This window comes from Enterobacter quasiroggenkampii, from assembly GCF_043972695.1.
In the GTDB taxonomy this organism is placed as follows: Bacteria; Pseudomonadota; Gammaproteobacteria; order Enterobacterales; family Enterobacteriaceae; genus Enterobacter; species Enterobacter quasiroggenkampii.
Map to the genome: position 1 here is coordinate 3,363,276 of NZ_CP143745.1, position 26,856 is coordinate 3,390,131.

Genomic DNA, 26,856 nt, shown 5'->3' on the forward strand with positions numbered 1-26,856 from the left:
TGGTATGATTAGCGCTCAAACGCTGCCGCTCTCGGAGCGAGAACGGCGGCGTTTGGGGGCGATTCCATTGGTTCTATTTTGCGGTTTTGAGCGGACGAATCGCGTCGCTGTTGGCGATTAAGCTGCACTTTAAAACCTGATATTGACCCGGTTCGGTTCCGCCTACTTTCTCTTTCAGTAGAGAAACAATCACCTTGTCAGCTTTCTCAAAATTCTCAGCAGGGAGATTGCTTGCTTCCAGCCATGCGGCCGCACTGGCCTCTGCATCATCTTTAAGACTTTTACTGTCCGCAATCTTACTGATGCATCGATTTTGCACCCAGTTTTCAAAGATTTGTTGCTGAGAAAAAGCGCTAACATCAGGCAGGGTTTGGGCATAAACAGCAGGGGCATTTATAGCCAGGATCAGCAGTAACAAACGTTTCATTTCAGGCTCCAGAATGTTGCGTTGGTCGGAATAAATGAACCATTACCCGGTGAGCCCAGAAAATGGCAATCATCAGAGCAAATATTTCCATTCCAGAGTGTGACATGCCCGGTAGCGTCGCTCCAGCCGTGCCCGGTGAAGATGATAATGCCCTGTTTGCCTGCAAATTGCGCAGGAGTGGGAGAAGAGACAGACATATCGGCATTGCCCAGTACCGTGGGTAGAAATGCAATCATATCTTTAACGCGGAACATATAGCGCTTTTTGTCGTTTCCGGTCACTGTCGCATATTTACTGTTAGAAGGAATCGGAATGCCACAGTAATTTAAAACGTAGCTCATACGAATTGGGCAGGCATTTTTAAAAATGCCGGCGTCAATATTATGCTGAACTTTTCCACCCAACAATTTGCCAACCTGTTCTACGCTTACGTTCACTTCTCTGAATCTGTTCCAGGCGGCACCAAAAGCAGGACGCATTTGAGACATCTTGTTTCTCCTTGATAAGAAGCTCCGGATAAAGTGAGCCCTTTCGGGCCCACTATTATTACGCTTCTTTGTTCTCTTTGATGTTCCAGCCAGCGCTGCTTTCAGCACCTTTACCACCCGACGTGGTCTGCTCCCAGTACTGCTGTTTCACTTTCGCAGCCTGGAATGCGTAGGTCACACCAACGGTATCGCCGTTGTCTGCACCGGTGTACTGAACAGAGGTCACCAGCACATCTTCCAGCGTAATGCGGGAGTATTCCACCTGCTGGCCGCCCGCTTTACAGACGGACAGCTCAACTTTGGTCAGGTGTTTACCGCTGGCGCAGTGTTTCAGGATAGCGGTGGTGGATTTGTCGATCAGCGCGTTAACGTGCAGGTCGTTAAAGTTAACTTTACCGGCACCGCCGCCACCGCCAACGCTCATATTACCTGGCTGGGAAGCGCCCCAGGAGAAGGAGGTAATATCAGTCCAGCCGGTGTGGTTAGAATCTTTAGATTCGCCCGTAACACCCTCGACCTTCAGAAACATATCAATAGCCATAATATCTACTCTTCGTGGATGAACAATATTGCTTTCGAAAAAGCACTTATATGGCAAACAGGAAAGCATGGGGCTGAATAAAACCGTCCATATTTTACCTCTGCCTCATATCAAATGACCCGCGTCATTTGACAGTCTTACATTCCCCCGCAATAACGGAATGAATGTGAAGTCATTATTACCGTGCGTTATTCTGGAACTTGTTAAGGACGGCATTAACAACTTAGCCGTCTTTCTTGCCGGGTGGCGCTGTGCTTACCCGGCCTACATTGAGCAACAGTATCAATAAGTTGCACGTTTCATCGTAGGCCCGTGCAAGCATGGCGCCGCCGGGCGAAACTCACAAAACGCACGTTGCTCTTACGCGTCTTTCGTCTTCAGCGACGGCAGCTTAGAAACCAGACGCAGGGAAACGGTCAGACCTTCCAGCTGGTAGTGCGGGCGCAGGAAGAACTTCGCGGCGTAGTAGCCTGGGTTGTCCTCAATCTCCTGCACCTGCACTTCCGCAGCGGCCAGCGGTTTACGGGACTTGGTTTCCTGGGAGGAGTTCGCCGGGTCACCGTCGACGTAGTTCATGACCCAGTCGTTCAGCCAGCGTTCCATCTCTTCGCGTTCGCGGAAGGAGCCGATTTTGTCGCGCACGATGCACTTCAGGTAGTGAGCAAAACGGCAGCAGGCGAACAGGTACGGCAGGCGTGATGCCAGGCGCGCGTTAGCGGTCGCATCCGGGTCGTGGTACTCCGCCGGTTTCTGCAGGGACTGCGCGCCGATGAAGGCGGCAAAGTCGGAGTTTTTGCGGTGAACCAGCGGCATAAAGCCGTTTTTCGCCAGCTCGGCTTCACGACGATCGCTGATGGCAATCTCGGTCGGGCACTTCATGTCCACACCGCCGTCATCGCTCGGGAAGGTGTGGCACGGCAGGTTTTCCACCGCCCCGCCGGACTCCACGCCGCGAATCGAGGTGCACCAGCCGTACTCTTTGAAGGAGCGGTTGATGTTGGCGGCCATCGCGTACGCGGCGTTCGCCCACGAGTAGCTGTTGTGGTTCGCGCCGTCGGTCTGCTCTTCAAAGTCAAAGCTGTCGACCGGGTTGGTGCGAATACCGTACGGCAAGCGCGACAGGAAGCGCGGCATCACCAGGCCAAGATAGCGGGCATCTTCCGATTCACGCAGCGAACGCCAGGCGGCGTATTCGGTATTCTGGAAGATTTTGGTCAGGTCGCGCGGGTTGGCCAGCTCCTGCCAGGACTCCATCTGCATCACGCCCGGTGCGGTACCGGTAATGAACGGACAGTGCGCCGCAGAACCGATGCGCGCCATTTCCCCCAGCAACTCAACATCCTGCGGGCTGTGGTCGAAGTAGTAGTCGCCGACGATGCAGCCAAACGGCTCGCCGCCGAACTGACCGTACTCCTGCTCGTAGATTTTTTTGAAGATCGGACTCTGGTCCCAGCCCACGCCCTTGTAGCGTTTCAGGGTGCGGCCCAGCTCCTGCTTGGAGATGCTCATAAAGCGGATCTTCAGCATCTCGTCGGTTTCAGTGTTGTTCACCAGGTAGCTCAGACCGCGCCAGGCGCTCTCCAGCTTCTGAAACTCTTCGTGGTGAATGATCTGGTTCACCTGCTGCGACAGTTGCTCATCGATACCGGCAATCAGGTTCTGAATGGTGCGGTAGGTATCGTTCGAGAAGGTGACGGTATTTTCCAGCGCCTGCTGCGCCAGGGTTTTGACCGCGCTTTCTACCGCGGAGCGGGCCTGGTCGGTTTTCGGGCGGAACTCTTTGTTCAGCAGCGCGCTGAATTCATCCTGGCTGAACGCCTGACCCGCCTGCTGCTCGTGTTGTTGAGTCTGGTTGCTCATCGATTATTCCTCGCTACCTTTCGCACTTTCGTCATTTTTCGGCAACTGGCTCAGGGATTTGAGCAGCGTCGGATCCTGCAGAATTTTTGCGATCAGCTCTTCCGCACCGTTTTTACCGTCCATATAGGTCAGCAGGTTGGAGAGCTGGGTACGCGCTTCCAGCAGCTTGTTCAGCGGCTCAACCTTGCGGGCCACCGCGTCCGGCAGGAAGTCGTCCATGCTGTCGAAGGTCAGATCCACGTTGAGCTTACCTTCGCCCGTAAGGGTGTTATCCACCTGGAACGCCACACGCGGCTTCAGCGCCTTCATGCGTTCGTCAAAGTTGTCGATGTCAATTTCGAGGAATTTACGCTCGTCGACGGCCGGCAGGTTTTCCACCGGTTTGCCGACCAGATCGGCCATAACGCCCATCACAAACGGCAGCTGAATTTTACGTTCTGCACCGTAGATCTCTACGTCATACTCGATCTGCACGCGGGGGGCACGGTTACGTGCGATGAATTTCTGCCCACTGTTACTCATTGCCATGATGTTCTCCATCAAAGATGCGCGGTGAAGGTGAAACGCCAGGCTCCATGCCTGACGTCATAATGCCTGGACGCGCTATTCGCGGCGCCCAAAGATGTTTTCCAGTTGGTTAACGCCGTCTGGCGCCAGGTCGCGAATAATGTCCATAAAGTTAAGTTCTGACAGCCGCTGCACCCGTTCAATCATCAGCGGCGCGGGGTGGCTCGGTTCGTACTGTGCAAAATACTGCTTCGCTTTTTCCAGCATCAGCTGGGCATCGGCGCGGCTGGTGACCTGCACGCTGCGCCAGTCGGTGACCGGCTGAACGGGCTGCGTTGCCGTCGGCTGCTGCTCAGTCTGGGGTTCAGCCTGCGCCTCACGGTTCGGCAGCAGCTTGCTGATGTCGGTCACCTGACAGGCGCTGGCCACCAGCCCCACGGTTTTCAGCAGCTGCTCCATCTCGGGCACGCCGCTTTCACCGAGATGCCCGGTGAGCAGCTCGCGAATCGCCAGCAGACGTTCGTTGATGACGATAACCGCTGCGGTTCCCGGCTGGTCGCCGCGGGCCAGCTCGTCAATCAGCCGTGGACGGCCGCCGGGATAGTCGGGACACTCCGTCTTACTGCCGTCCAGCAGGGCCTGGGCATCCCTAAGCGAAATTTCATCGCCGTTTGAACGCAGCAGCGAGGCGTTACGCACGGCGACGGTGAGGTCAGACTTATCGCTCAGTCCTGCCAGGGCGTTAATGCGGTAGAACGGATCGGTTTCGCCATACTCTTCCAGCAGCGGATAGAGCGGCTCCCAGTAACGGGCGATCGCCTCCTGCACCAGCAGTAATCCGTCCGCGTAGCCCGCCAGCCCGCGACGGCGGGTCCAGGCATGGGTTAACGCCAGCAGGACGCGAAGATCTTTGGTGCGGGTCAGCAGGCTGGTGGCGTATTTTTCGACCGTGTTCCAGTCAGCAGGCTCCGCCGGGATAATGGTGTCGCCAAACTGCTGTTCCGCTTTCCCAAGGCTTGCCTGGTTCATCGCCTGGAAGTCAGCGTCGTACTCCAGGTTTTCGCCGCAGGGCTTGTCGGCGCTTATCGGCGCGATAAATTCTTCGATATTCATGTGATCCCTGCTTATTCAAACATAGGCGGATAGAGACCGTGACGGCCCGGACGGGCCCCACCTGCCGGATCGAACAGCAGGGTGAAAAGCTGCCCGGTGAAGTTACCGCTGTGAACGTGGGTGTACAGCGGGTAACCGTCGCAACGGTTGGTCCACCAGTAGCTGGTCTGACGCAGTGGATCAAAACACTCTGCCGCCTGCGGCCAGCCCAGCGTGCTCTGACCGTCCTCGTCATAGCCAATCACATCCAGGATGTCGGAGCGCTTTTGCGGCTCGACCGGCTGCGGCGCCGGAATGGTCATCAACATCTCATCCAGCTGCGAGGCGGAAAAACTGTTGCGCACCGCGTGCAGCCCCAGGCGCCCAATCTGCTGATACCAGCTTTCGGCCTGGCTCAGCAGGCTGGTCGACCATTCGGACGGCGCGAAGCTCAGCTGAAGGCAAACCGGATATTGTCGGCCAACGCTGTCGCGGCCGGGCAGCAGACAGCCCATCTGGATCATCTGGCTGCCCAGCATGGGCGGTACCACAAAATTCCAGACTGGCGCTTTCTGAAACGGGCGCTCGCCGCTGCGCTGCTCTTCCTGCTGCCAGGCCAGCAGACCGACCTGGAACCAGTGCGACCACTGGCGCTGTAAGGTGTCAGGAAAGCGACGCTGCAAAAAATCTCCGGCGCTGGGTAACTTGCCATACCAGCTGTAGCGGTTCATCGCAGGGGTATTCGTCATACGGCTGTCCTTGCGGTTATGGGCATGAGAAACGAGGAAGCTGGAACGGGTTACGAATGCTGTTCGGCGCAAACTCCAGCGTGACCTGATGTCCGTCGACGTTGAAGGTGGCCTGACGGCTCAGGCTACCCGTGCCCGGGCTGGTGCTCGCTTTATCGAAAAAGCGGTTCAGCGCCCAGGCGCCGTTGGTGACCAGCGTCGCCGTACTGCCGTTCGCCAGCCCCAGCTGCATACGGACCTGGTTGGTGCCACCCGGCCCCGGCCAGTTCATGATCTGCACGGCCTGCGGGCCGTGGCTGTAGCGCAGCAGCTGACCGTCAACGTCCAGGGTCAGGTTCAGAATGGTGTTATCCATTCGCACGGTGCGAACCGTCACCTTGAAAGACGGCGTGGTTGCGCCGTTAGCAAAGAAGGCGTCGCGAATCGACTGGGCCTGCTGGAACGGTCTCAGCAGCCCTTCACTTCCCGGCAGCGTTTTCCCGTCAATGCCCGGCATAAAGCGCCAGTTGGCCTGCGTGGTATCCACCTTGTTGGTCAGATTGTCGCGGAAGAAGGCGTCCATCAGCCCGGTTCCCGGCGCAAACATGCGCGCGAGATCGTCCGGCGTCACCTCGGTGCTGGCGCTGCGCACCAGCGGGTAGCGACCGGCAATTGCCTGACGGCAGAAACCACCCACTTCAACGTTAATGCGCTTACGTACGTTTTCCAGGTCACGGCGCTGGGTGTCACTGCTGGCGCCTACCGCCATGTTGCTGAACATGGTTTGCAGCCCGCCCGGCAGACGACCGGCGCTGGCCTGCAGACGGCTGATCGCCTCCCCGCCCGGCGCAGGCATGCCGCTGTTGGCCGCATCCTGAACGGCGGTCAGGTAGCGATAGAGTTCATCCACCTGCTTGAGAAAATCATCAAACACGATGGTCTTCCCGCCCTTCTCCAGCGGCTGCGCCAGCTCAATCATCGGCGCATAGTGGTCGGTCACCAGCTGTTCCGGTGCCTGCGTGACCACCGCGGCCTGCGTCGGTGCAGCGTCGTTGTTGCTGAACAGGGCTTCCAGCGTACGGGTGGCGCGGTTGCTTTGATCCTGCGCTTTACCCGCATCTTCCGGCGCTGGCGCATTGCGTGACAGCGTCAGGACCTGGCTCAGGTTCTGCACCAGACGGCGCAGCGGCGAGTTGGCGCCGGAGAGCAGGCGCGCGGTGTTGATGCGCTGGGAAAGGTCGGCGCTGTTATTGAGCTGGATATCGGCGAGGAAGCGATCCCAGTTGGCGATAAAGTCGCGCATATAGAGCTGGCGCACGGCGTTATCGATCTGCTGCTTATCTTCCTGCGCGGTGGCGGCCCCCAGCACCCAGGCGTCGTCCTCGTGCAGCGCCGTAGTGACGCTGTCAATCTGGCCGTTAAAGCTTTTCCAGTAGCCGTCCGGCGTATAGAGACCCGGTACGCCCTCGCTCACCGGCTTGCCGCTTTTGCGCGAAAACACCAGCTCGCTCTGCGGTCCGCCGAGGTCGGAAAGGGAGACCGGCTTCAGGTTGTCATCATGTTCCAGCAGGCGCTTGAGGCGGCCATAGACGCGCGTGGAAAGCGGCTGCTGGTTGATCATCGCTCTTTCGCGTGCGACCAGGGATTCGTCCTGCGCGTACGGCGAGGCCTGAATCTTCGGCTCCAGCAGCTGCGTCAGATGCCATTCAAGCTGCTGCAGCTGCGCCTTCGTGACGTTCTGCGGCAGGTTACGCTGCAGGTTGAGCATCACCCATGAATGCAGGAATTTGCCGTCATAGTGTTTCGGCTGATACAGCATCTGATAGGCTTTCAGCGCTTCATAGCTGTATTCCACATCGCTGCCGTTGTCGTTGCGCAGCCAGGTGGTGATGTGCATGGCGACGGCAGGCAGCAGCATCTGATCCAGCGCTTTCTGGTACAGGGACTGGGAGGCGTCGCTAACGTCATCCCCGCGATAAAGCCCCATGCGGCGGGAGATCGGCGGATCGTTGACATCAAAGGCGTCGCTTTTCGGCAGATCCACCAGGCTATTCAGCAGCGGCAGCAGTTCGAACAGGTCACGCTGAGTCTGGTTCTGTAAGGCTTTGCTCTGCTGGTCAAGTAGGGGCACCTTCGCATCCACCTCTTCCAGGTAGGCCTTGTTTTTGGCATAGCTGGTGAGCCACAGCCCGCCCAGGATCGCGAGCAGAGCCAGCAGCGCCGCATAGCCTGACCAGATCACCGCCCGGTTGCGCAGCTCCCACCAGCGGTTTTCCCCGGCGATCCCGGCTTCCTGGAAGATAACGTTTTGCAGCAGGTTCTTGATGAAGAAACTCTGGCCTTTTGCGCCCGGGATTGGCGCTTCTTTGCTGACCGAATCCCAGTTATCGCTCTCTGCCCCTTCCGGCAGCGACAGGGCGCGGTTCAGTTCGCCCATCACGCGGTCGAACGGCATGCCTTCCTGCGTCCCGCTGGCGAAGTAGATCCCGCGCGGAGAGAACTCGGTTTCGAAGTTCGAGCGGGCGAAGACCGTGCTCAGGTAGTCCGCCAGCAGCGGACGCAGCGCGGCGAACTCCTGCGGGAAGAGATACGCTTCTGCGCGGGTTTTCGCGTCATGCTCTTTGAGCATGGTTTCCGGCAGCCCGGCGTCGAGGCGCTGCTGCAGCAGAGAAAACTCCTGCTGGAAGTTGCCCATCAGGTCGTAATCGGCGTGTTTAGTTTGTTCCCACGGCAGCGTGAAGCCCCAGATCTGATCGCGCTGCGCTTTATCGTAGTCGGCAAACCAGGCGCGGAAGCCTTTAAGCAGGTCGGCCTTGGTCACCATCACGTAGACCGGGAAGCGGATACCCAGCTGTTCATGCAGCTCGGACAGACGCTGACGCAGGTTTACCGCCTGCTGGCGGGACGCCTCGGCTGACTGGGTGAGCAGGTCAGAAATGCTGATGGTAACAATAACGCCGTTGATCGGCTGGCGGCGGCGATACTTACGCAGTAACCCCATAAACTGCAGCCATTCCCCGGCGTCCTGCACCTGCTCGCTCTCCTGGGTGGTATAGCGACCCGCGGTGTCCAGCAGCACGGCCTCGTTGGTGAACCACCAGTCGCAGTTACGCGTGCCGCCAATACCCCGCAGGGCGGTCTTACCGAAACGGTCGGCCAGCGGGAACTGCAGCCCGGAGTTGACCAGCGCCGTGGTTTTACCGGATCCCGGCGCGCCGATAATGACGTACCACGGCAGCTGATAGAGGTACTGCGTGCTGAAGCGCTGCGTCCACTGGGCGCCCTGTCCCGCCTTGCTGAAGTGCGCTTTTTTCAGCATCTGCGCAGCTTCATCAAAACGGCTGGCGAGGATCTGCTCCTCGCTGTTCAGTCGCTTCTGCGGATCTGCCGCTTCCGGGCTGGCGGTATTCTCTTTGAGCTTGTCCATCAGCTTGCGGTTCAGCCAGGCGTTGTACAGGCGCGGCAGAATATGGCCCTGCGCCCAGAGCAGGTAGACCACCGCGATGCTGATGATGCGGTTCTGTTCCGATTCAAGCGGTCGGGTATCCACGATGGACAGTAGCGGTCCAATCATCCAGATCACCGCCGCCAGCGCCGTGACGCCGAGGAAGCTCCACAGAATGCGGTTAGTCAGTATGGAAAGAAGAGTCGTCAGCATTCCTTAGTTTCCTTGCGGCAATCCGTTCAGCTCGGCCTGGGTATTTTCAGGCGACACCAGCAGAGTAATTTCCACACGGCGGTTACGGGCGCGGTTTTCAGGCGTCGTGTTCGGCGCCACAGGGTTAATCTCGCCCCGCCCTTCCGCTTTCACGCGGCCAGGCTGAGAGAGGCTTCCCTGCAGCATTTTCTGTACCGAGCGAGCGCGTTCCAGGGAGAGTTCATAGTTAGAGGCAAAGCGCGCGCTGCGGATCGGCACGTTGTCGCTGTAGCCCACCACCAGAATTTTGCCGCTCACGTTATTCATCGCCTGCGCGATGCGGTGGATGACCGGTTCATAGCGATCACGCACGACGGTCGAGGCAGAGGCAAACAGCCCGTCGCCTTTCAGGATAACCACGCTGCGATCCGCTTCGTCTTTCACCGCAACGAGGCCAGCCTCGATTTCCGGTTTCAGGAAGCCGCGCAGGTTCAGCACCGCCGGAAGCTGACGCGCCGGCTGCTGAATAGTGGTTTCCGGCAGCTGGGACTGGTAAATCTTCGCCAGCACCGGGTTGGTGCTGTCGCCAAGACGCCAGTTAAGCACGATATAAAACAGGCAGGCGATAAAACCGGCCAGCGCCACGCAGGCCCAAAGGGGGACCATGGGCCGCCAGAGCTTGCGCAGCACCGGACGATCTTCCGGATGAGGAGAAAGCGGCGGCGGATAGCTGCCGCGTACGCCGCGGATCATCTGCCACAGCCGCTGCTTGATGGTCTCAAGCTGGGTGCGGCCATTGTCCAGCACCCGATAGCGCCCTTCGAAACCGAGCAGCAGACAGTAGTTGATCATCTCCAGCAGTAGAATGTGCTCGCGCGGGTTTTGCGACAGGCGCGCCAGAAGCTGGAAGAACTTCTCGCCGCCCCAGGTTTCGTTATGGAACGTCACCAGCAGGCCATTGCTTGACCAGACCCCGCTGCTGCCCCAGGGGGTGAGCGCGGCAGCCTCATCGAGCGCCGTACACAGGCAGTAGCGTGCCCCGACGATCACTTCGTAGGGCAGACCCGCCTGCTGACAGCGGACTTCGAAACGGCGAATTTCATCGATCAGGCGCTGGCGTAGCGCCACCTGATCGTCATGCGATACCGAATGACGGATCTGCGGAATCGCATTGAGCAGCGGATTGGCGGCCGCCACCAGCTGATTGTTGCTACTGGCCCCGGTGAACGCGGCATCGCTGCCGGTATCCTGTCGTTCCTGCATATTAAGCGCTCGCTTTATTATTCTGTCGGGCTACGGATGGCCCAAAACTCCATATCCAGCCCCGGGAACTCCCCTGCAAGGTGCAGGGCGAATGCGCCGGACTTATCCATCTCGTGCCACAGCTCGCTGCCCTTCTCGAGCTCGAAGTAGCTGTAGCCGGCATGCCACGGGATCTGCGGCGGTGCGACCGGCATGGCGCGCAGCATAATGCCCGGCAGCTGAAGCTGAACCAGATCGCGGATTTTCGACACCGGTGCGACCTTCATCTGCGCCGGGAAATGGGTTTGCAGGTGTTCGCCCGGCACATTGGCTTTGACCGCCAGCACGAAGCCGAACTCACGCACCATGCTGGTTTCAGGCACCGTGGCGATGTTGAGGCCGTGAGAGCGTTCGTTAAGCGGCAATTGAATCGCGTGGTCTTCCATCACCAGCGACAGCCCCTGACGCAGCATCAGCATCAGCTTGCTGAAGCAGTTTGCCAGATCGTCATGATCGTAAATCGGCAGCACGCTTTCAGCGGTTCGCTGCGATGTCCAGGTGGCAAGTTCGGTCGCGAACGGCAGCCAGCTACGCCAGAGCGTTTCCGGGTGCAGCAGCGGAAGGGTTTTTAAATGAGACACCTCGCCAAGGTGACGGTTAACCAGCGACAGCAGCGTGAACTCAATCAGTTCGGAGGTATTAAAGCGGCCGGGCTGGCGCAAACGGCCGCCAATTTGCTGGCTGCGCTGCACCAGCAAGCCGTGCAGATCGTTGATCATGCTGTAGATCTGCGGGCTGTTATTGGCATTCAGCATCGGCGGGATGTAGCTGTTGTCGAGCCGCACGTGGTTGTCGTTACGCTTCTCGGTCACAAACGCCACGCCGATGGCGGTCCACTCTGCCGTGAGGTCTTTTTCGAGCATCAGGGTCAGACGCAGGCGGCCAAACTGGACGGTGGCATCCCCCACCGACATGGCGTTATCGTCTTCCACCTCTTGCTCAAACGCGATAAAGCGCGCCAGCGAGGCTGGCTCTTCGCTGAAAATCACCTCTTCTCTCTCACCCCGACGAACCGGCAGTGCGAGCACCACTTTTTCGTTGGTGAGATTGTCAGGAATTTTCAACGGTACAGGACCGTTGCGCCCGTTACGGACCTGGAAAAAGGTGCCGTCCGGCAGCAGCCCACTGCAGTAGCTCAGGGCTATGCATCCCTGACGAAGCATCGCTTCATCCAGTTCTACGTCGAGAAAGCCCCAGAGATACGATCGCTGCAGCGCGCCCCATTCACGAACATGGTTGAGCAGATAGCTTTCAGTCCGCTGAAAATGGTGTGGACGCAGGAACATGCCTTCGGTCCAGACGACCTTTTCTGCTTTCGTCATGATGATGTGTTTCCTGTTTTGAAGCGCGTTACTGGCTGATGACCCGAATGCCGTTCACGTCGAGAAAAACGTTGGCCTGAAGTTCATCTGCGGACCATTTCCAGAACTGGTAGATATGATTTTCGCCAGGCACGGGCAGAGGGAGTGAAACGCGCCATTTTTTGCCATCCAGCACCTGATACTCCGCCATCACGCCGATATAGCGAGCCTCCGGCGAGCTTTGCCCGCTGAGGGTTTTCGACAGCTGTCCCGGCATCAGGAAGAACACATCGCTGTTCAGCAGATTCGCGCCAAGCGTAGCTGACGCGTTGTTCTGCAGGGAGTAGAAGTCGCTGGACATGAAATCCGCATCGGATTTCAGCAACAGTACCCGGACCTTAAGCGGCGCAGATTCATTGATTTGTGGATGAGCCTGAAACTGCAGATTGTAGCGGGAGGGGTCGCTGTGTGAAGACGACGTACAACCACTGACCAGCGCGAAAATCATCGCGTAAAAGGGTAACCACAGCTTATGAAAATTTTTATTATTCATAAAAATGCGCTCATGAAAGCCGTTTAGTTCAGGATCCAGGTACCGTTAGCGCTGTCTTTGCAGGCTTTGCTGTTACCGTCGACATCAACACAGGTCGCTTTTTTACGCACCTTTGGACGAATAGCCTGTTTACGCACGGTGGCTTCGTACTGGTCGGCCTTGATAACAGCGCGCATCGGAACGTAACCAATCAGCTGTTCGTTACCTTCATCGGCAAGCGCCATCCAGTAGTGTTCAACCTGCCCCAGCACCACGTACGTTTTTCCGGTCTCGAGAGTGCGGATAACTTTACCGCCAAAGTCAGGACGGCTCATCAGGGAGGCCGGATACATGGCACGATACGGCTCGTTAACCGGGTTGAACTCCGTCGGCGCCGTCACGGCGTGACGGTGGGTTAAGGTGACGCCGTTGACCTGGCTGGTCTCGATCGTATCGTCGTTGATCACAGGTTTCTGCGGTGCTTTACAGCCCGCCACCGCCATTACAAACAGAAGTGAAAACAGTACGCGCATTTTCATATGCTTTTCCGTAGCGATATTTCGATGATGGAGATAAGGGGATGAAGTTTGACTTAAGTGCTATTGTTAAAATAGCCAGGATATTTTCGGGGCGTTACTACTTTAAGGGCATAGCTACCGCACGAGCCTTTCAGAATAAGGCCCAGTGTCTTCCTGACATATTTTGACAAACGGTAAACAAGTTTACATGAGCTTCGTATCAATTCAATATTTACCGCCGCGTAACTGTTGGTAAATGAAGCAGTCGGAAAATTATAGGATTAATCCTATGATAAAAAACGATAGGGACTACCCTTTCTTATTCCCCCACCACAAAGCGACATAACTTTATGTTTTATATATTAAAAAACACAAAGGAGAACCACTTTCATTAACGCAATCACGCTATTATCGCCACTACCATAATTAGTAGAATTCGCGTTTTTTTGATGTCAAAGGAATATATCTCTGATGAATTATTTGTTGCACTAACAGGGTATCTTTAATATTGAAGACGCTTCATCGCCTGGGTGAGAATATTTCACTTATGCAGTAAGATGTTAATTTCATGCCGCAAAAAAAGCGTATATTTTCGGCCGTAATAATTCCACTGTCAGGTATACCTTATATCTATTATTCATTAAGCGTGAGTAAACCTTCCTGCCATTCTCTCAATTGAAAAATGCCTCCAGCAGCCCACCAGCCGCGAATCGCGGCGATATCTCCAGCGCATCAGCTTCATTCGAAGTTTTACTGGCGCTACATACTTTCCTGCTCACTGCCATCTATCTCGCCTACCGGACGATAGATAAGATTTATTATTAAAATGATAAAAATTCGTTATAATTTCTTTAAATATTTAAACACCAGACCAGATAAATTACTGTAATAAAAAGAGTTTGCGTTAAGGCACTTTTCCGTTCCGTATGTGCGTTGCCATTCGGTCGTCATTGCTTTCACCTATTGCTCTCGTCAGTGATTTTTTGAGCTCAGGCGTTGTGTGATCGAACAAACCAGGAGTGGGTATGAACAAGAAAAGACGCTCGGTGCCAGGCATCAGACACTATGACGGCCCTGCTGGCGGCTGGGGCGCATTGAAAGCAACGGCCATTGCGGTACGCACCCAAATGGATACCCTTGACGCCCCCGCGACGCTGCTGCGCACCAACCAACCTGACGGCTTCGACTGCCCGGGCTGCGCGTGGCCTGATAAAGAACACAAATCGACGTTCCAGTTCTGCGAGAACGGCGCCAAAGCGGTGACCTGGGAAGCGACCAGCAAACGCGTCACCCCCGCGTTTCTGGCTGAAAACAGCGTCTCCTCGCTGCTGGCAAAATCGGACTTTGAGCTGGAAGGCTACGGTCGACTCACGCACCCCCTGCGCTATGATCGGGCGAGTGACACCTTCCGCCCCGTCGACTGGGACGCGGCGTTTCAACGCATCGGCGAAGTATTGCGCGGGCTCGAGCCGGACCAGGTCGAGTTCTATACCTCCGGACGCGCCTCTAACGAAGCAGCTTATCTGTTCCAGCTGTTTGCTCGCGAATACGGCACCAACAACTTCCCCGACTGCTCGAATATGTGTCACGAGGCCACCAGCGTCGGTTTGCCCCGTTCGATCGGGATTGGGAAAGGGACCGTCTCGCTGGATGACTTTGATAAGACTGAACTGGTGATCTCCATCGGCCATAACCCCGGCACTAACCATCCGCGCATGATGGGGACCCTCCACGAGCTGGCCCGCCGCAACGTGCCGATTATCGTCTTTAACCCGCTGCGCGAGCGCGCCCTGGAACGTTTTGCGGATCCGCAGAGCGTGATTGAAATGGCGACCTACAGCTCCACGGATATCGCCTCGACCTATTTCCAGGTGAAGGCCGGAGGCGATGCCGCCGCGCTGAAAGGGATTGCCAAACACCTGCTGGAAATGGAGGCCGAACGCGGGGACGTGCTCGATCGCACGTTTATTGCCGAACACACCCAGGGCTTTGAGGACTTTGCCGACGATATCGCGCAAACCCGCTGGAACGACATTGAGCGCGAGTCGGGTCTGAGCCAGGCGGCACTCAAACAGGTGGCTGAGGCCTATGCGAAATCGAATGCCACCATCATTACCTACGGGATGGGCATTACCCAGCACAATAAAGGGACGGCCAACGTCCGCCTGATCGCTGACGTGCTGCTGATGCGCGGGAATATCGGCAAGCCCGGCGCGGGAATATGCCCGCTGCGCGGTCACTCAAACGTGCAGGGGAACCGTACCGTCGGGATTAGCGAGAAACCCACGCCGGCCTTCCTGAACAGTCTGAAGGATGTATTCGGCTTTGAGCCACCGTCTCACCACGGCCATGACGCGGTGCAGGCCACGCAGGCGATGATCGACGGCCGCGCAAAAGCGCTCATTTGCCTCGGCGGTAATTTTGCGGTGGCGATGCCCGATCATGAACGCGGCTTTCCGGCCATGGGCTCCCTCGATTTGAGCGTTCACGTCGGGACCAAGCTGAACCGTACCCATCTGCTGGTGGGCAAAGAGACCTTTATTTTCCCGTGTCTTGGCCGTACCGAGCTGGATATTCAGGCCACCGGCCGCCAGTCCATTACCGTCGAAGACTCGATGTCGATGGTCCATGCCTCATCCGGCAAGTTAAAACCCGCCTCGCCGTTGCTTCGGTCAGAACCCGCTATCGTCGCGGGCATGGCGAAAGCCACCCTGCCGGATACCCGCGTAGACTGGCTGACGCTGGTTGAGGATTACGACCGCATCCGCGACCTGATCGAGCAGACCATTCCGGGCTTTGAGAACTACAACGCGCGGATCCGCGTTCCCGGCGGCTTCCGTATGCCGCTGCCGCCAACGCAACGTCTCTGGCCAACGGCGACGGGAAAAGCGATGTTCTCGGTCTTCGACGGCGTACACGAGAACGCCAGCGGTGAAGGTGAGCACGTTCTGCGCCTGATCACGCTGCGCAGCCACGACCAGTACAACACCACCATTTACGCCCTGGATGACCGCTACCGTGGCGTGTTTGGCCGTCGCGACGTGCTGTTTATGAACGAAGACGATATGGCGCAGTCAGGGCTGGAACACGGCGACCGCGTGGATATCGAAACCGCCCTGCCCGGCAACGGACAGCGTCTGGAAGACATTACCGTGGTGGCGTACAACATCGCGCCGGGGACCGTCGGGGCCTATTATCCGGAAGCCAACGTGCTGGTACCGCTTGATTATCTGGATAAGGACAGCGGTACGCCGTCGTATAAATCCGTTCCGGTTCGCATCACCCTGCGCTCAAAAGAGATCCGCATGCTGTAAGGCTGTTCGCGCAGAGAAAAAGATGGATATTAAACAGTTAAAATATTTAATCGCGCTCGACGAGACCCGCCATTTTGGCAAGGCGGCCTCGCAGTGCAACATCACCCAGCCGACCCTCTCCATGCGCATCCGCAGCCTGGAAGAGGAGCTGGGGCTGGTGCTGATTGTGCGCGGGCAGCGCTTTGAAGGGTTTACGCCGGAGGGTGAACGCATCCTCGCATGGGCCCGCGCGCTGCTGGCCGCGCATGACGGGCTACAGGCGGAAGCCGCGCTGTGCAAAGGCCAGGTGGTGGGAGAACTCCGTCTGGGGATGGTGCCGCTGGCGAGTGTGGATCCGATGATCTTTATTCGCCTGCTGACGCAAAAATACCCGGAGCTGACCTATAGCCTCTATTCCATGTCCTCCGCGCAGATTGCCGACGGCGTCAGCCGCAATCAGCTTGAGCTGGGGATTTGCTATCTCAACAGCATCGACACCAGCCAGTTCGATATTATCCAGCTTCCCAAAACGAAGATGGGCCTGCTGCACGACGTCCGCCATTTCCAGCTCGGCCAGGACAGATTGACCTGGCGTGACCTGACGGATTTTCCGCTGGGGTTCCTGACCAAAGGGATGCATTACCGGGCGCATATGGAGGCCAGCTTTCAGTCTGCTGGCATTGAACCGAGGTCCGTTTTCGAGAGCGACTCCACGTTCCAGATCATTCAGGCGGTGCAAAGCGGCGTATGCTGCGCCGTGATGCCGCTGAACAACGGACTGGAAGATCTGAACAGCCATTTCAGGATTGTCCCCATCGCCGATGCGAACATTGAGGCCCCTGTCGGCCTGATTATGCGCAGGCAAAAACCGGTCTCCTCGCTGGCGCTGCGCTGCTTTACCGACGCGCAGGAGATTTATCACGCCAGCAATGAGGCGTAGGCCTGACGCGTCACGACGCTAAACCCCTCAATCAGTACCGCGTCGCAAACGGCCCGGTGTTCCGGCAAACTCACCAGCGCGTGGAGCGCATCGCGAAGGGCGTTCAGGGTGTCAGGCGAAGTGTGGGGCGAGGTAATGAGCGGCAGCCCTGGCGTCAGCGGGGTACGGTCAATGACCGCCAGCCCCGTCAGACTTTCCGGTTCGTGACGCTGCAGCAGTGCCCAGGTGACACAGTCGATGGCCGCGATATCCCCTGCTCCGCGTTTGACATCCTTCAGCGACTGGCGATGGCTGCCGCTAAAGGACGTTTGCGCGAAAAACGGACCGTCCGCCGCCAGAGGCGCTACTTTTTTTCGCAGCGCATTGTAGCCGGACTGCGAGTCCGCAGAGTTACAGACCGCTCGTCGGCCGCGAAAATCCGCCAGCGTGAGATGCCGATCCGCCTCGCGCACCACCAGAAAGCTGCGGTACTGGATCCCTTCGCAGCCCGGGGCCGCGTAGTGAAAACAGCCGACAACCTGCACGTCCGGAAGCTGCGTGACCAGCGGGTAACCGCAGGTCTGGCTGAGGATAAGCCCGGGCTGTTGCCAGTGCGTGAGCAGATCGGACTCCGGCCCGTCGGGGAGATCATCGACGGGCACACCGCGTGCGGCCAGCAGCCCCTTTACCGCCAGCCAGAGCGCGCGCGTGTCGGCGCGATCCACCGCATACATGGGAAACGCCAGCAGGTTACTCATACCCTTCTCCCTGTTGCTTTCCGGGGTGGACGGTGACGTCGACGGGACTGAACCAGAACCGGCGCAGCCATTCACCGTAGCCCCTGACCAGAAAACCGCGGTTTCGCTCCCGGTACGCCTCCCGGTTTTGCTGGTAGATCGCCTTCAGTCCGTACCACGGCACGCCCGGTAGATCATGATGTACTGAATGATAGTTGAGATTCAAAAACAGTATCCGCCAGAACAGCCCGGCCTCGTTAATGACGGAGCGCGCCAACGGATCGTCCGCCGCACGGTGTTCGAAAAACGATCGTACCTTGGTCAGCGCCAGCGCCGGATAACTGACCGCCAGCACAAACCAGACGGGTGAAAAACCAACGTCCGTCATCCAGGCGAAGAGTGCCGCCAGCAGCGTGATGTGAACCAGCCACATCGTCATCGCCCGCAGGTGAAGATGACGAAACGCCGTCACGGCGCTGCCCAGCGTCTGGACGATATCCAGCAGCGGCGCCAGCAGAAGCCGCCCGGCAAAGGTATTTCGGGCCCGGATCAGGCGCTTCTGCCAGGGAGAAAAGCGCGCCCAGCTCGCCTCGGTAAAATAGTACGACTCCGGGTCATCCACCGGATGGGTCAGGCTATCGTACCGATGGTGGGCCAGATGGGAATCCCGGTACAGGCCGTACGGGTACCAGACCGCCAGCGGGAGCGTGCCGAACAGCTGGTTAAGCCAGGCAAAACGGGTGGGATGCCCGTGGATCAGCTCATGCTGCAGGGACATATACCAGGCGGTAAACCCGATGAGCAGCAGCGTGGCGGGCAGCAGGCCGAGCGTTTGCCAGAACGCCAGCGTGGCAAACCAGCCCGCATAAATCGTGAACATTACCAGCCAGGTGGGCAGTTCGCTTCGCCACAAGAAACCCGACGCGAGGCGGTGGATTTGATTGCGTTGTTGTGGATGTAAATAGAGGGAGCTTCGTTTACCCATTCCTTCAGACGCCGTTTCGCCAGAGACAGAGCCCTGAAGATCGGGGATAACGCCTGAAATAACAAAGAACTTAAATCGCTTTGCTTTGCCAGAAACACAGAGCGCACGCGTCGCTTGACTTATTCTGTATTAAAGGTACTTTTCAGGACATGAAGAAGATCCTGATTATCGTTCCCGACGGCGGCATGCTGTTTGAAGCCGCCGGTATCGCCGACATTCTGATGCAGGCCAACCGGCTGCATCCGGAAGGGCTTGCGCAGCCCCGCTACCGGATTATCATCGCCACCACGCAGCCTCACCAGGTGATCCACGGCCAGTCCGGTCTGAACCTGCTGGCGGACTATCGGCTTCCGGAGCTGGATCCGCGCGAACCGCTGGACACCATTATCATCACCGGACGCGGTATGAACGAGCAGGAGAGCATAGCCGTAGTCGACTGGCTGCACCTCGCTGCGCCGCACGCCCGGCGGATCGCCTCTATCTGCGGCGGCGCGATGCTGCTGGCCCAGACCGGCTTGCTGGACGGTCGTCGCGCCACCACCCACTGGCGGCTGCTGGAGACCATGCAAGCCCAGTACCCGTCAATCCGGGTTGAAGGCGGCCCACTCTACATTCAGGACGGCCCCATCTGGACCTCCGGCGGCGTGAGTTCCGGGTTCGACCTGACCCTGGCGCTGGTGGAGGACGACTACGGATTTACCCTCGCCCGCGACGTGGCGCAGGATATGGTGATGTATCTGCGACGTCCCGGCGGACAGCTGCAGTTCAGCCGCTACAGCCTGCAGCAGCCCGGCACAGCAGGACCGATAGGCGAGGTGCAAAGCTGGATCCTGCAGAACCTCACCGCCGATCTGTGCGTGGAGAACCTGGCCGAGAAAGCGGCGATGAGCCCGCGTAACTTCACCCGCGTGTTTACCCGCGAGGCCGGGGTCTCGCCTGCCCGCTACGTGACCGAAGCGCGTCTGGCCGCCGCCCGCCAGCTGCTTGAACAGACCCGCGATCCCCTTGAGCGCGTTGCTGAGCAAAGCGGCTTTGGTACCAGCATTAACTTGCGCCGCATCTTTGAGAAACAGCTTCACCTCACGCCCGGCGAATACCGCCAGCGCTTTCACTGCCGCAAGATGGCGTAATCTGATCCTTTTTTGTCGTTTACGCCAACCGGCCCGACGCCTACAGTGACTCCAGACAACAGAAGATAAGGAGTGCACCATGGTTAAGGTCGGTATTAACGGTTTCGGCCGTATCGGACGTAATGTCCTGCGCGCGGCGCTGGGCAACCCGGCGCTTCAGATTGTGGCCATCAACGATCTGACAGACAGTAAAACCCTCGCCCATCTGCTGAAACATGATTCCCTTCTGGGCAAGCTGCCCGCGCCCGTTGAAGCGGCTGACGGCGCGCTGCAGGTAGACGGCCAGCGGATCGCCGTATTTAGCGAACGCGATCCGGCGAATATCCCGTGGCGTGATGCCGGGGTAGACGTGGTGATTGAAGCTACCGGCTTCTTCACTGAACGGGAGAAAGCGGCGGTGCATATCACCCACGGCGGCGCTAAGCGCGTCATCATTTCCGCTCCCGCGAAAAACGACGACCTGACGATTGTGATGGGCGTCAACCATGATCAGTACGATCCCGACCGGCACGCGGTGGTGAGCAACGGGAGTTGCACCACGAACGGTCTGGCACCGGCCGCTCAGGTGCTGCACCAGCAGTTCGGGATTGAGCATGGCCTGATGAACACGACGCACGCCTACACCAACAGCCAGGCGCTGCACGATCAGCCGGAAAAAGATCTGCGCGGTGCACGCGCGGCGGCGCTGTCGATTGTGCCCTACTCCAGCGGCGCGGCGAAAGCGCTCGGGAAAGTGATCCCCTCCCTGGACGGCAAGCTGACCGGGTACTCCCTGCGCGTGCCGGTGCCGGTGGTGTCGATTGTCGATTTAACCGTGACGCTGAGCCGCAACGTGACCGCCGAAGAGGTGAATGACGCGTTCCGCAACGCGGCCGCCAGCGGCCCCCTGAAAGATATCCTGGGCTACAGCGATGAACCGCTGGTGTCCAGCGATTACCAGGGCGACCCGCGATCGTCAATTATCGACGGGCTTTCCACGCTGGTGATTGGCGGGAATATGGTGAAGATCCTGGCGTGGTATGACAACGAATGGGGCTTCTCTAACCGCCTGGTGGATCTGGCGGTATTGATGGATAAGAAAGGGCTGTAAACCTGAGGCCGGGTGGCACGAACGCTCACCCGGCAAAAAATCACTCCGCTTTCACTTTCACACCCATAAACACAATCACCATCGCCGTTACCAGCAGGAAACCGCTGCCCGCGAACACGCCGCTGGCGCCATTAAGATCAAACACTGCCCCACCTCCGGCCGCACCGGCGCTTATCGCCAGCTGGATTGAGGCCACCAGCAGCCCCCCTGCACTTTCGGCTTCATCTGGAACAGTGGTCGCAAGCCAGGTGGACCAGCCCACCGGAACCAGGCCAAATGCAAAGCCCCACAGCGCAACCAGCAGCCCGTCCAGCATGGCCAGATGACCAAAGGCGACCATCATGAGCGCGAGAACGCCCATCGCAAACGGCACCAGCGCCAGCGTCAGGCGCAGATTACGTGCCAGCAGATGCCCGGCCACGGAGGTGCCCACAAAGTTGGCGATACCAAAGCCCAGCAGGATCAGGGAAATGGTCTCCACGCTCGCCTGGCCTACCGTCTCCAGGAACGGACGCAGATAGGTAAAGAAAGCGAAATGGCCGCTGAAGATCAGAATGGTCGCCAGCATGCCGCCGATCATCCCCGGACGGCGCAGCACGCGGAACAGCGTACTCAGGCTACCGCTGCTCTCCGGCTTCATGGACGGCAGCACCCAGAGCTGCCACAGCAGCGCCAGCATGCTCGGCAGAATGCAGAGCACAAAGACGTTGCGCCAGCCGATCAGGCTGCCCAGATAGCTGCCCAGCGGCGCCGCGACAACCGTGGCAATCGATACGCTGGAGAAGATCACCGCCAGCGCTTTCGGCACTTTATCTGCCGGAACCAGGCGCATCGTCGTGGCCGTCGACATCGCCCAGAATCCCCCGATCGCTATCCCCAGAAGCAGGCGCCCCATCAGCAGGACGTGCAGATTAGGCGCAAAGGCCACCAGCAGGCTGGAGATAATTTGCAGCACCGAGAAAAACATCAGAACCCAGCGGCGGTCGATACTCTTGGTTGCCGGGGTGATCAGCAGTCCGGTGACCAGCGCCACCAGCGCGGTGGCGGTGACAGCTTGTCCAGCCATCCCCTCAGTAACGCCCAGGCTCGCGGCCATGGGGGTTAACAAGCTGGCGGGCAGAAATTCGGCCGTAATCAAACCAAATACCCCCAGCCCCAGTGAATAGACGGCCCGCCAGGCGGGTTTTGCAGGCGCTACCGCCTCGCTCGCCGCGACACATGAACTCATCTGTTGATCTCCCGTTATAAAAATGTGACTAGTGTCGCAAAAGAATAGAAGGTTCACCCAGGACGATCTATGACATATAATCTCCACTTATTGATTATTCGTCCGGAGTTGCGCCATGACCGTACAGTCACCCGATTTGATCAGCGAACTTTTACGCGGCATGCGCCTGTCAGGCGTGAAATACCGGCGGATTGAAGCCAGTGCGCCATTTGGCGTCGCGTTTCATCAGGCTCCCGGCAGGGCGCAGTTTCATTTTGTGAGCCACGGTAGCGCCCTGTTGCGCATGGAGAGCGGTGCAACGTTCGAACTGAGCGGTGGCGACGCCCTCTTTATTCCCGGCGGAAATTCTCATGCCCTGCTCTCTGACGAACAGGCCACCCTTACCCCGGTCAACGCCTTTCCGAGCGAGCCTATCTGCAGCTCGGTCTGTGCTATCACCTGCGAGCCCTGCCCGGAGAGCGAGAACACCCTTATCTTTAGCGGATGCATGGATTTTGAGCTGGGCGGCATGCAGCCGCTGATCAAGGCGATGCCGGAAGTGATGATGGTCAGTCGGCTGATGTCCACCTGGCCGGAAATTCATCCGCTGCTGGCGGCAATGGAGCGGGAATCCGCGGCGCGTCAGGCTGGTTATGCCGGGATCCTTGCGCGGCTGGCCGATGTGGTGGCGGCGTTAATTGTGCGGGGCTGGGTTGAAGGCGGCTGCGGCAAAGCCACCGGCTGGGTGCAGGTGCTGCGCGACCCGCGCCTGAGCCGGGCCATTTACGCTATGCACCAACAGCCTGGCCTGAACTGGAGCGTCGCCGATCTGGCAAAAGAAGCCGGGACTTCCCGATCCGTTTTCGCGGAACGGTTTCTCGCGGCGACGGGAACGACACCGGCAAAATATCTCAGCGAGCTGAGAATGCGGCTGGCCATTCAGTATATTCGTCATGAAAACCAGCCGATCGAAACCGTCGCGCTGCGGCTGGGTTACGGATCGCTGGCGGCTTTTAGCCGGGCATTTAAGCGCATCATTGGCCATGCGCCGGGCACGCTGCGGGAAGCCAGCCAGACTCCGGAAGAAGCCTGACTGGCGTACGGCATCAGAAATAGTATTTAAAGCGTACGCGTCCGCCGTAGCGATCGTCGTTTTTATTGTCACCCTCTTTTGGAGAGGCGTTGACCCAGGACGCATACGCGCCCAGATAGATGTTGAAGTTTTTCATCTTCATGACGTTCGGAATGAGGTACGACGTATGGATGGTATGAATGTCGTACTCGCCCGGGTCGCTGATCCAGCAGTCGTTTTCACACTCGGCGTTAAAGGTTGAGGTATTAAACTCGTCGATTTCGTTATGAGCATAAATATAGCCCAGCTCAAAATTACGCCAAAGGGCATTGATGCCTGAGGTAAAGTCGGTTTCGCCCGTGGCGTCCAGGTAAGCCGTGTTGAAGTTCATGACCACCCCGTTCTCCGGATCGGTTTTAAGTCCGTCCCAGGTCATAGTAAACCCGTAGCCGGTCCGGTCTGACTGATCGACCCAGCGCCCAGCATCGTCACGATAGCCGTAAGCGTTGTTTACCAGGTTGGTCTCCATAGCGAACGCGGTTGAAAACGGTCCGCTCTGCCATGAGACAACCGGGCGCACGTAGGCGACGTTTTTATCGTTCTCAAGCTCCGCGCCGTGATAACGCTGGTCGACGTACAGATCGCTGCCGTCCTTAAACAGGGTATTCAGTTCGAAATACCAGTTGTCCAGCGTTTTGCTCACCAGGAAGTTACCGCCGCTGTCGGTTCGGCCACGCCCCTCTTTCAGCATATAGATATAGCCGTAGCCGTCGCTGTAAAGGTCGTCTGCCGTATTGCCCGAGTATTCCACAAAGGTATCCTGATTGAGCGGAAACATATCATACGCTTCGAAGCGACCAACCTTAATTTCCCAGTCTTTTTCAGAACCGAAGAAAAATACGGCGTCATCCAGATACATTTGCCCAGCAAGATCGCCGAGCGGCTGAACGGAGAATCCGGCATAATTTCCGTTATTCATTTTACGATAACCATCAAAACCCAGCAGAATACGGCCATTAATATCCCAGCGTTCTTTGTCCCCGGGTGCCCAGTCGTTATTAGCGCTTTGCTTAACAGACGTCAGGCTACCCGTTTTACTGGCGGCATCCATATTAAGCTCAACGTCACCATAAAATTTAATATCGCCAAAACCTGACAGCGTCAGTTTCGGCGGCGCCTCGTTGTTGACCGGCTCCTCTGACTGCACGGTGACCGTCGCTGCCTGCTGTACCGTCGCCTGTTGCTGCTTAAGCACTTCGATTTGCGCTTCCAGCTGCGCCAGCTTTTCCTCCACGCTTGCTGAGGACTGGGCGGCTAAAAGCGCCCCGGAATAGAGCGCACCTGTCAATATGACCATTTTCTTTAATTTCATAGATTCCGTCCTGATTAAAAAGGAAATACCCAATGATTGAGTTTCGCCATTTCGTACAAATACAGTCAGGAACGCTATTATGTTTTTTGATAACTGAATTACGAATTTTAACTTGTGTGAACCGGGCAGAATAATTCCTTTATTATTAACGAGAGAAACACAACCCGCCTCACATTATTATTTCATCGACTTGCCCGACGTTAATTATATAAAATACAAATATAATTATTTAAGATAATAATTAGACCGGTTTCATTCCCACAACAAATTATCAAACGTCCTGCAGCCTGCCTGAGAACGCGGTAATTTGTCTGGTTCTGCGCAAAATGGGATATTCAACACGCGAAGCGGGCAATATTCGTCTAAGGTTTTCAGGTGATTGACAACAGCGGTCACGCTGCCCGGTAAAGACAGGAGACGAAAAGATGATAAAACCTCGTACATTGCGCCCCGCTTGTTTACATCTCGCGCTGGGAGGCGCGCTGCTCGGTGTCGCAACGTTTGGCTATGCCAACGAACAGCCTGCGGCTCAGACAACCCCGCCCGATATTTTACTGGGGCCCCTCTTCAATGATGTGCAAAGCGCTAAACTGTTTCCCGATCAAAAAACCTTTGCGGATGCAGTCCCCAAAAGTGACCCGCTGATGATTCTGGCGGATTACAGGATGCAGCACTCGCAGTCCAGCTTTGACCTGCGCCATTTTGTCGAGATGAATTTCACCCTGCCCGAAGAGGGAGAAAAGTATGTTCCACCGGCGGGGCAATCGTTACGTGAGCACATTGACGATCTCTGGCCCGTACTGACGCGCACCACCGATAAAGCCAGCAACAAATGGGATTCCCTCCTGCCGTTACCGAAGCCTTACGTTGTGCCCGGCGGTCGTTTCCGCGAAGTCTACTACTGGGACAGCTATTTCACCATGCTGGGCCTGGCTGAGAGCGATCATTGGGACAAAATCAGCGACATGGTGGATAACTTTGCGTATGAGATCGACACCTTCGGCCACATTCCCAACGGCAACCGCAGCTATTACCTGAGCCGCTCCCAGCCGCCGTTTTTCTCACTGATGGTTGAACTGCTGGCGACCCATGACAGCGACGCGCTGAAGAAATATCGTCCGCAGATGGAGAAAGAGTATGCCTACTGGATGGACGGCGTCGATGCCCTGCAGCCGGGCCAGGCCAGCAAACGCGTGGTGAAACTGGATGACGGCGCGATCCTCAACCGCTACTGGGACGATCGCGACACCCCGCGCCCGGAGTCCTGGCTTGACGATGTGAATACCGCGAAAAGTAACCCTAACCGACCGGCAACCGAGATCTACCGTGATTTGCGTTCCGCCGCGGCCTCGGGATGGGACTTTAGCTCCCGCTGGATGGACGATCCGCAAAAACTCGGCACCATCCGGACCACCAGCATTGTGCCCGTGGACCTGAATGCTCTGATGTTCAAGATGGAAAAACTGCTGGCCCGGGCAAGCCAGGAAAGCGGCGATGCCGCCAGCGCAAACAAGTATGAGGCGCTGGCCACCGCGCGCCAGAAAGCCATCGAGAGCCACCTGTGGAATGATAAAGAGGGCTGGTACGCCGATTACGATCTGAAGAGTAAGAAGGTACGCAATCAGCTCACGGCTGCGGCCCTGTTCCCGCTTTACGTGAAGGCGGCGGCGCAGGATCGTGCCGATAAAGTCGCTGCGGCAACCTCCTCACGTCTGCTGCAGCCGGGCGGAATAGCGACCACCACCGTCAACAGCGGTCAGCAGTGGGATGCGCCAAACGGCTGGGCTCCGCTGCAATGGGTGGCGGCGGAAGGGTTGCAGAATTACGGGCAAGAGAAGGTCTCAATGGATGTGACCTGGCGCTTCCTGAAAAACGTTCAGCATACTTATGACCGGGAAAAGAAACTGGTCGAGAAATACGACGTGTCGACGACCGGTACGGGCGGCGGCGGCGGCGAGTATCCGCTGCAGGACGGCTTCGGCTGGAGCAACGGGGTGACGCTGAAGATGCTGGATCGGGTCTGCCCGAAAGAGAAACCGTGCGACAGCGTGCCGGAGAATCGGCCTGCCGCGAATGATGAGGTGGCGCCGGTGAAGGCGACGGCGCAGTAAGTGAGTA

Annotated in this window: 22 protein-coding genes; 6 read left to right on the plus strand and 16 right to left on the minus strand. The window is 57.6% G+C overall.

What is annotated here, in order from left to right; translation table 11 throughout:
* Nucleotides 1–73 precede the first annotated feature (73 nt).
* The 12 genes from V1572_RS16135 to V1572_RS16190 all read right to left on the minus strand — a co-directional run bounded on the left by V1572_RS16135 (nucleotide 74) and on the right by V1572_RS16190 (nucleotide 12,954).
* Nucleotides 74–427, minus strand: a complete 354-nt coding sequence (locus tag V1572_RS16135) for a T6SS amidase immunity protein Tai4 family protein (RefSeq protein ID WP_045908268.1) — start codon at nucleotides 425–427, stop codon at nucleotides 74–76.
* Nucleotides 424–915, minus strand: a complete 492-nt coding sequence (locus V1572_RS16140) for a type VI secretion system amidase effector protein Tae4 (RefSeq protein ID WP_032645536.1) — start codon at nucleotides 913–915, stop codon at nucleotides 424–426. The genes V1572_RS16135 and V1572_RS16140 overlap by 4 nt, the downstream gene beginning before the upstream one ends.
* 58 nt (nucleotides 916–973) lie before the next feature.
* Entirely contained in the window at nucleotides 974–1,456 is a 483-nt protein-coding gene (locus V1572_RS16145) for an Hcp family type VI secretion system effector (protein WP_008502640.1), read from the minus strand.
* A gap of 360 nt (nucleotides 1,457–1,816) precedes the next feature.
* Complete coding sequence (gene tssC / locus V1572_RS16150; RefSeq protein WP_021240385.1) at nucleotides 1,817–3,316, minus strand: type VI secretion system contractile sheath large subunit; 1,500 nt, start codon at nucleotides 3,314–3,316, stop codon at nucleotides 1,817–1,819.
* A gap of 3 nt (nucleotides 3,317–3,319) precedes the next feature.
* Nucleotides 3,320–3,844: a type VI secretion system contractile sheath small subunit gene (gene tssB / locus V1572_RS16155; protein ID WP_008502644.1), complete on the minus strand. Its 525-nt coding sequence runs from the start codon at nucleotides 3,842–3,844 to the stop codon at nucleotides 3,320–3,322.
* 75 nt (nucleotides 3,845–3,919) lie between these two features.
* Nucleotides 3,920–4,936: a type VI secretion system protein TssA gene (gene tssA / locus V1572_RS16160; protein ID WP_395299378.1), complete on the minus strand. Its 1,017-nt coding sequence runs from the start codon at nucleotides 4,934–4,936 to the stop codon at nucleotides 3,920–3,922.
* Between the two features lie 11 nt (nucleotides 4,937–4,947).
* Entirely contained in the window at nucleotides 4,948–5,664 is a 717-nt protein-coding gene (gene tagF / locus V1572_RS16165) for a type VI secretion system-associated protein TagF (protein ID WP_045908265.1), read from the minus strand.
* A gap of 16 nt (nucleotides 5,665–5,680) precedes the next feature.
* The gene (gene tssM / locus V1572_RS16170) at nucleotides 5,681–9,301 is read right to left on the minus strand and encodes a type VI secretion system membrane subunit TssM (protein ID WP_063621960.1); all 3,621 of its coding nucleotides are present in this window, start codon (nucleotides 9,299–9,301) and stop codon (nucleotides 5,681–5,683) included.
* Between the two features lie 3 nt (nucleotides 9,302–9,304).
* On the minus strand, nucleotides 9,305–10,543 hold the full coding sequence (locus V1572_RS16175; RefSeq protein WP_045908263.1) for a DotU family type VI secretion system protein: 1,239 nt from the start codon (nucleotides 10,541–10,543) through the stop codon (nucleotides 9,305–9,307).
* A gap of 17 nt (nucleotides 10,544–10,560) precedes the next feature.
* Entirely contained in the window at nucleotides 10,561–11,904 is a 1,344-nt protein-coding gene (tssK, locus tag V1572_RS16180) for a type VI secretion system baseplate subunit TssK (RefSeq protein ID WP_029740099.1), read from the minus strand.
* A gap of 28 nt (nucleotides 11,905–11,932) precedes the next feature.
* Nucleotides 11,933–12,436, minus strand: coding sequence for a type VI secretion system lipoprotein TssJ (gene tssJ / locus V1572_RS16185; RefSeq protein WP_023618341.1), 504 nt, complete (start codon nucleotides 12,434–12,436; stop codon nucleotides 11,933–11,935).
* A gap of 23 nt (nucleotides 12,437–12,459) precedes the next feature.
* Entirely contained in the window at nucleotides 12,460–12,954 is a 495-nt protein-coding gene (locus V1572_RS16190) for a hypothetical protein (protein ID WP_045908262.1), read from the minus strand.
* A 1,004-nt stretch (nucleotides 12,955–13,958) separates the two neighbouring features.
* On the opposite strand from V1572_RS16190, the gene V1572_RS16195 reads away from it, so the two are divergent.
* Both V1572_RS16195 and V1572_RS16200 read left to right on the plus strand, forming a co-directional pair.
* Entirely contained in the window at nucleotides 13,959–16,247 is a 2,289-nt protein-coding gene (locus V1572_RS16195) for an FdhF/YdeP family oxidoreductase (RefSeq protein WP_223539145.1), read from the plus strand.
* Between the two features lie 22 nt (nucleotides 16,248–16,269).
* Nucleotides 16,270–17,166 (plus strand): LysR family transcriptional regulator, encoded by an 897-nt coding sequence (locus tag V1572_RS16200; protein ID WP_111966433.1) that lies wholly within the window; start codon nucleotides 16,270–16,272, stop codon nucleotides 17,164–17,166.
* On the opposite strand, the gene V1572_RS16205 is transcribed toward V1572_RS16200, so the two are convergent.
* Together V1572_RS16205 and V1572_RS16210 are read right to left on the minus strand one after the other, a co-directional pair.
* Complete coding sequence (locus V1572_RS16205) at nucleotides 17,145–17,903, minus strand: phosphate/phosphite/phosphonate ABC transporter substrate-binding protein (protein ID WP_395299379.1); 759 nt, start codon at nucleotides 17,901–17,903, stop codon at nucleotides 17,145–17,147. The two genes, V1572_RS16200 and V1572_RS16205, sit on opposite strands and share 22 nt — an antisense overlap.
* Nucleotides 17,896–18,867, minus strand: a complete 972-nt coding sequence (locus V1572_RS16210; protein WP_048223689.1) for a fatty acid desaturase — start codon at nucleotides 18,865–18,867, stop codon at nucleotides 17,896–17,898. The genes V1572_RS16205 and V1572_RS16210 overlap by 8 nt, the downstream gene beginning before the upstream one ends.
* Before the next feature lie 149 nt (nucleotides 18,868–19,016).
* Between V1572_RS16210 and V1572_RS16215 the strand changes: the two genes are divergently transcribed.
* Both V1572_RS16215 and gap read left to right on the plus strand, forming a co-directional pair.
* Complete coding sequence (locus V1572_RS16215) at nucleotides 19,017–19,997, plus strand: GlxA family transcriptional regulator (RefSeq protein ID WP_395299380.1); 981 nt, start codon at nucleotides 19,017–19,019, stop codon at nucleotides 19,995–19,997.
* Between the two features lie 79 nt (nucleotides 19,998–20,076).
* Nucleotides 20,077–21,087 carry a type I glyceraldehyde-3-phosphate dehydrogenase gene (gene gap / locus V1572_RS16220; protein ID WP_048223692.1) on the plus strand — a complete coding sequence of 337 codons (1,011 nt, stop codon included), beginning with the start codon at nucleotides 20,077–20,079 and terminating at the stop codon, nucleotides 21,085–21,087.
* 40 nt (nucleotides 21,088–21,127) lie between these two features.
* Here the strand turns inward: gap and V1572_RS16225 are convergent, their stop codons facing one another.
* Complete coding sequence (locus V1572_RS16225; protein WP_032675011.1) at nucleotides 21,128–22,315, minus strand: MFS transporter; 1,188 nt, start codon at nucleotides 22,313–22,315, stop codon at nucleotides 21,128–21,130.
* A 115-nt stretch (nucleotides 22,316–22,430) separates the two neighbouring features.
* Here V1572_RS16225 and V1572_RS16230 point away from each other — a divergent pair, with 115 nt between their 5' ends.
* The gene (locus V1572_RS16230) at nucleotides 22,431–23,387 is read left to right on the plus strand and encodes an AraC family transcriptional regulator (RefSeq protein WP_048029460.1); all 957 of its coding nucleotides are present in this window, start codon (nucleotides 22,431–22,433) and stop codon (nucleotides 23,385–23,387) included.
* Nucleotides 23,388–23,400: 13 nt separating this feature from the next.
* On the opposite strand, the gene V1572_RS16235 is transcribed toward V1572_RS16230, so the two are convergent.
* On the minus strand, nucleotides 23,401–24,738 hold the full coding sequence (locus tag V1572_RS16235) for a carbohydrate porin (RefSeq protein ID WP_395299381.1): 1,338 nt from the start codon (nucleotides 24,736–24,738) through the stop codon (nucleotides 23,401–23,403).
* 425 nt (nucleotides 24,739–25,163) lie between these two features.
* Here V1572_RS16235 and V1572_RS16240 point away from each other — a divergent pair, with 425 nt between their 5' ends.
* A complete protein-coding gene (locus V1572_RS16240) occupies nucleotides 25,164–26,849 on the plus strand; it encodes an alpha,alpha-trehalase (RefSeq protein WP_353142874.1) in 1,686 nt (561 codons plus the stop codon).
* The last annotated feature ends 7 nt before the right edge of the window (nucleotides 26,850–26,856 follow it).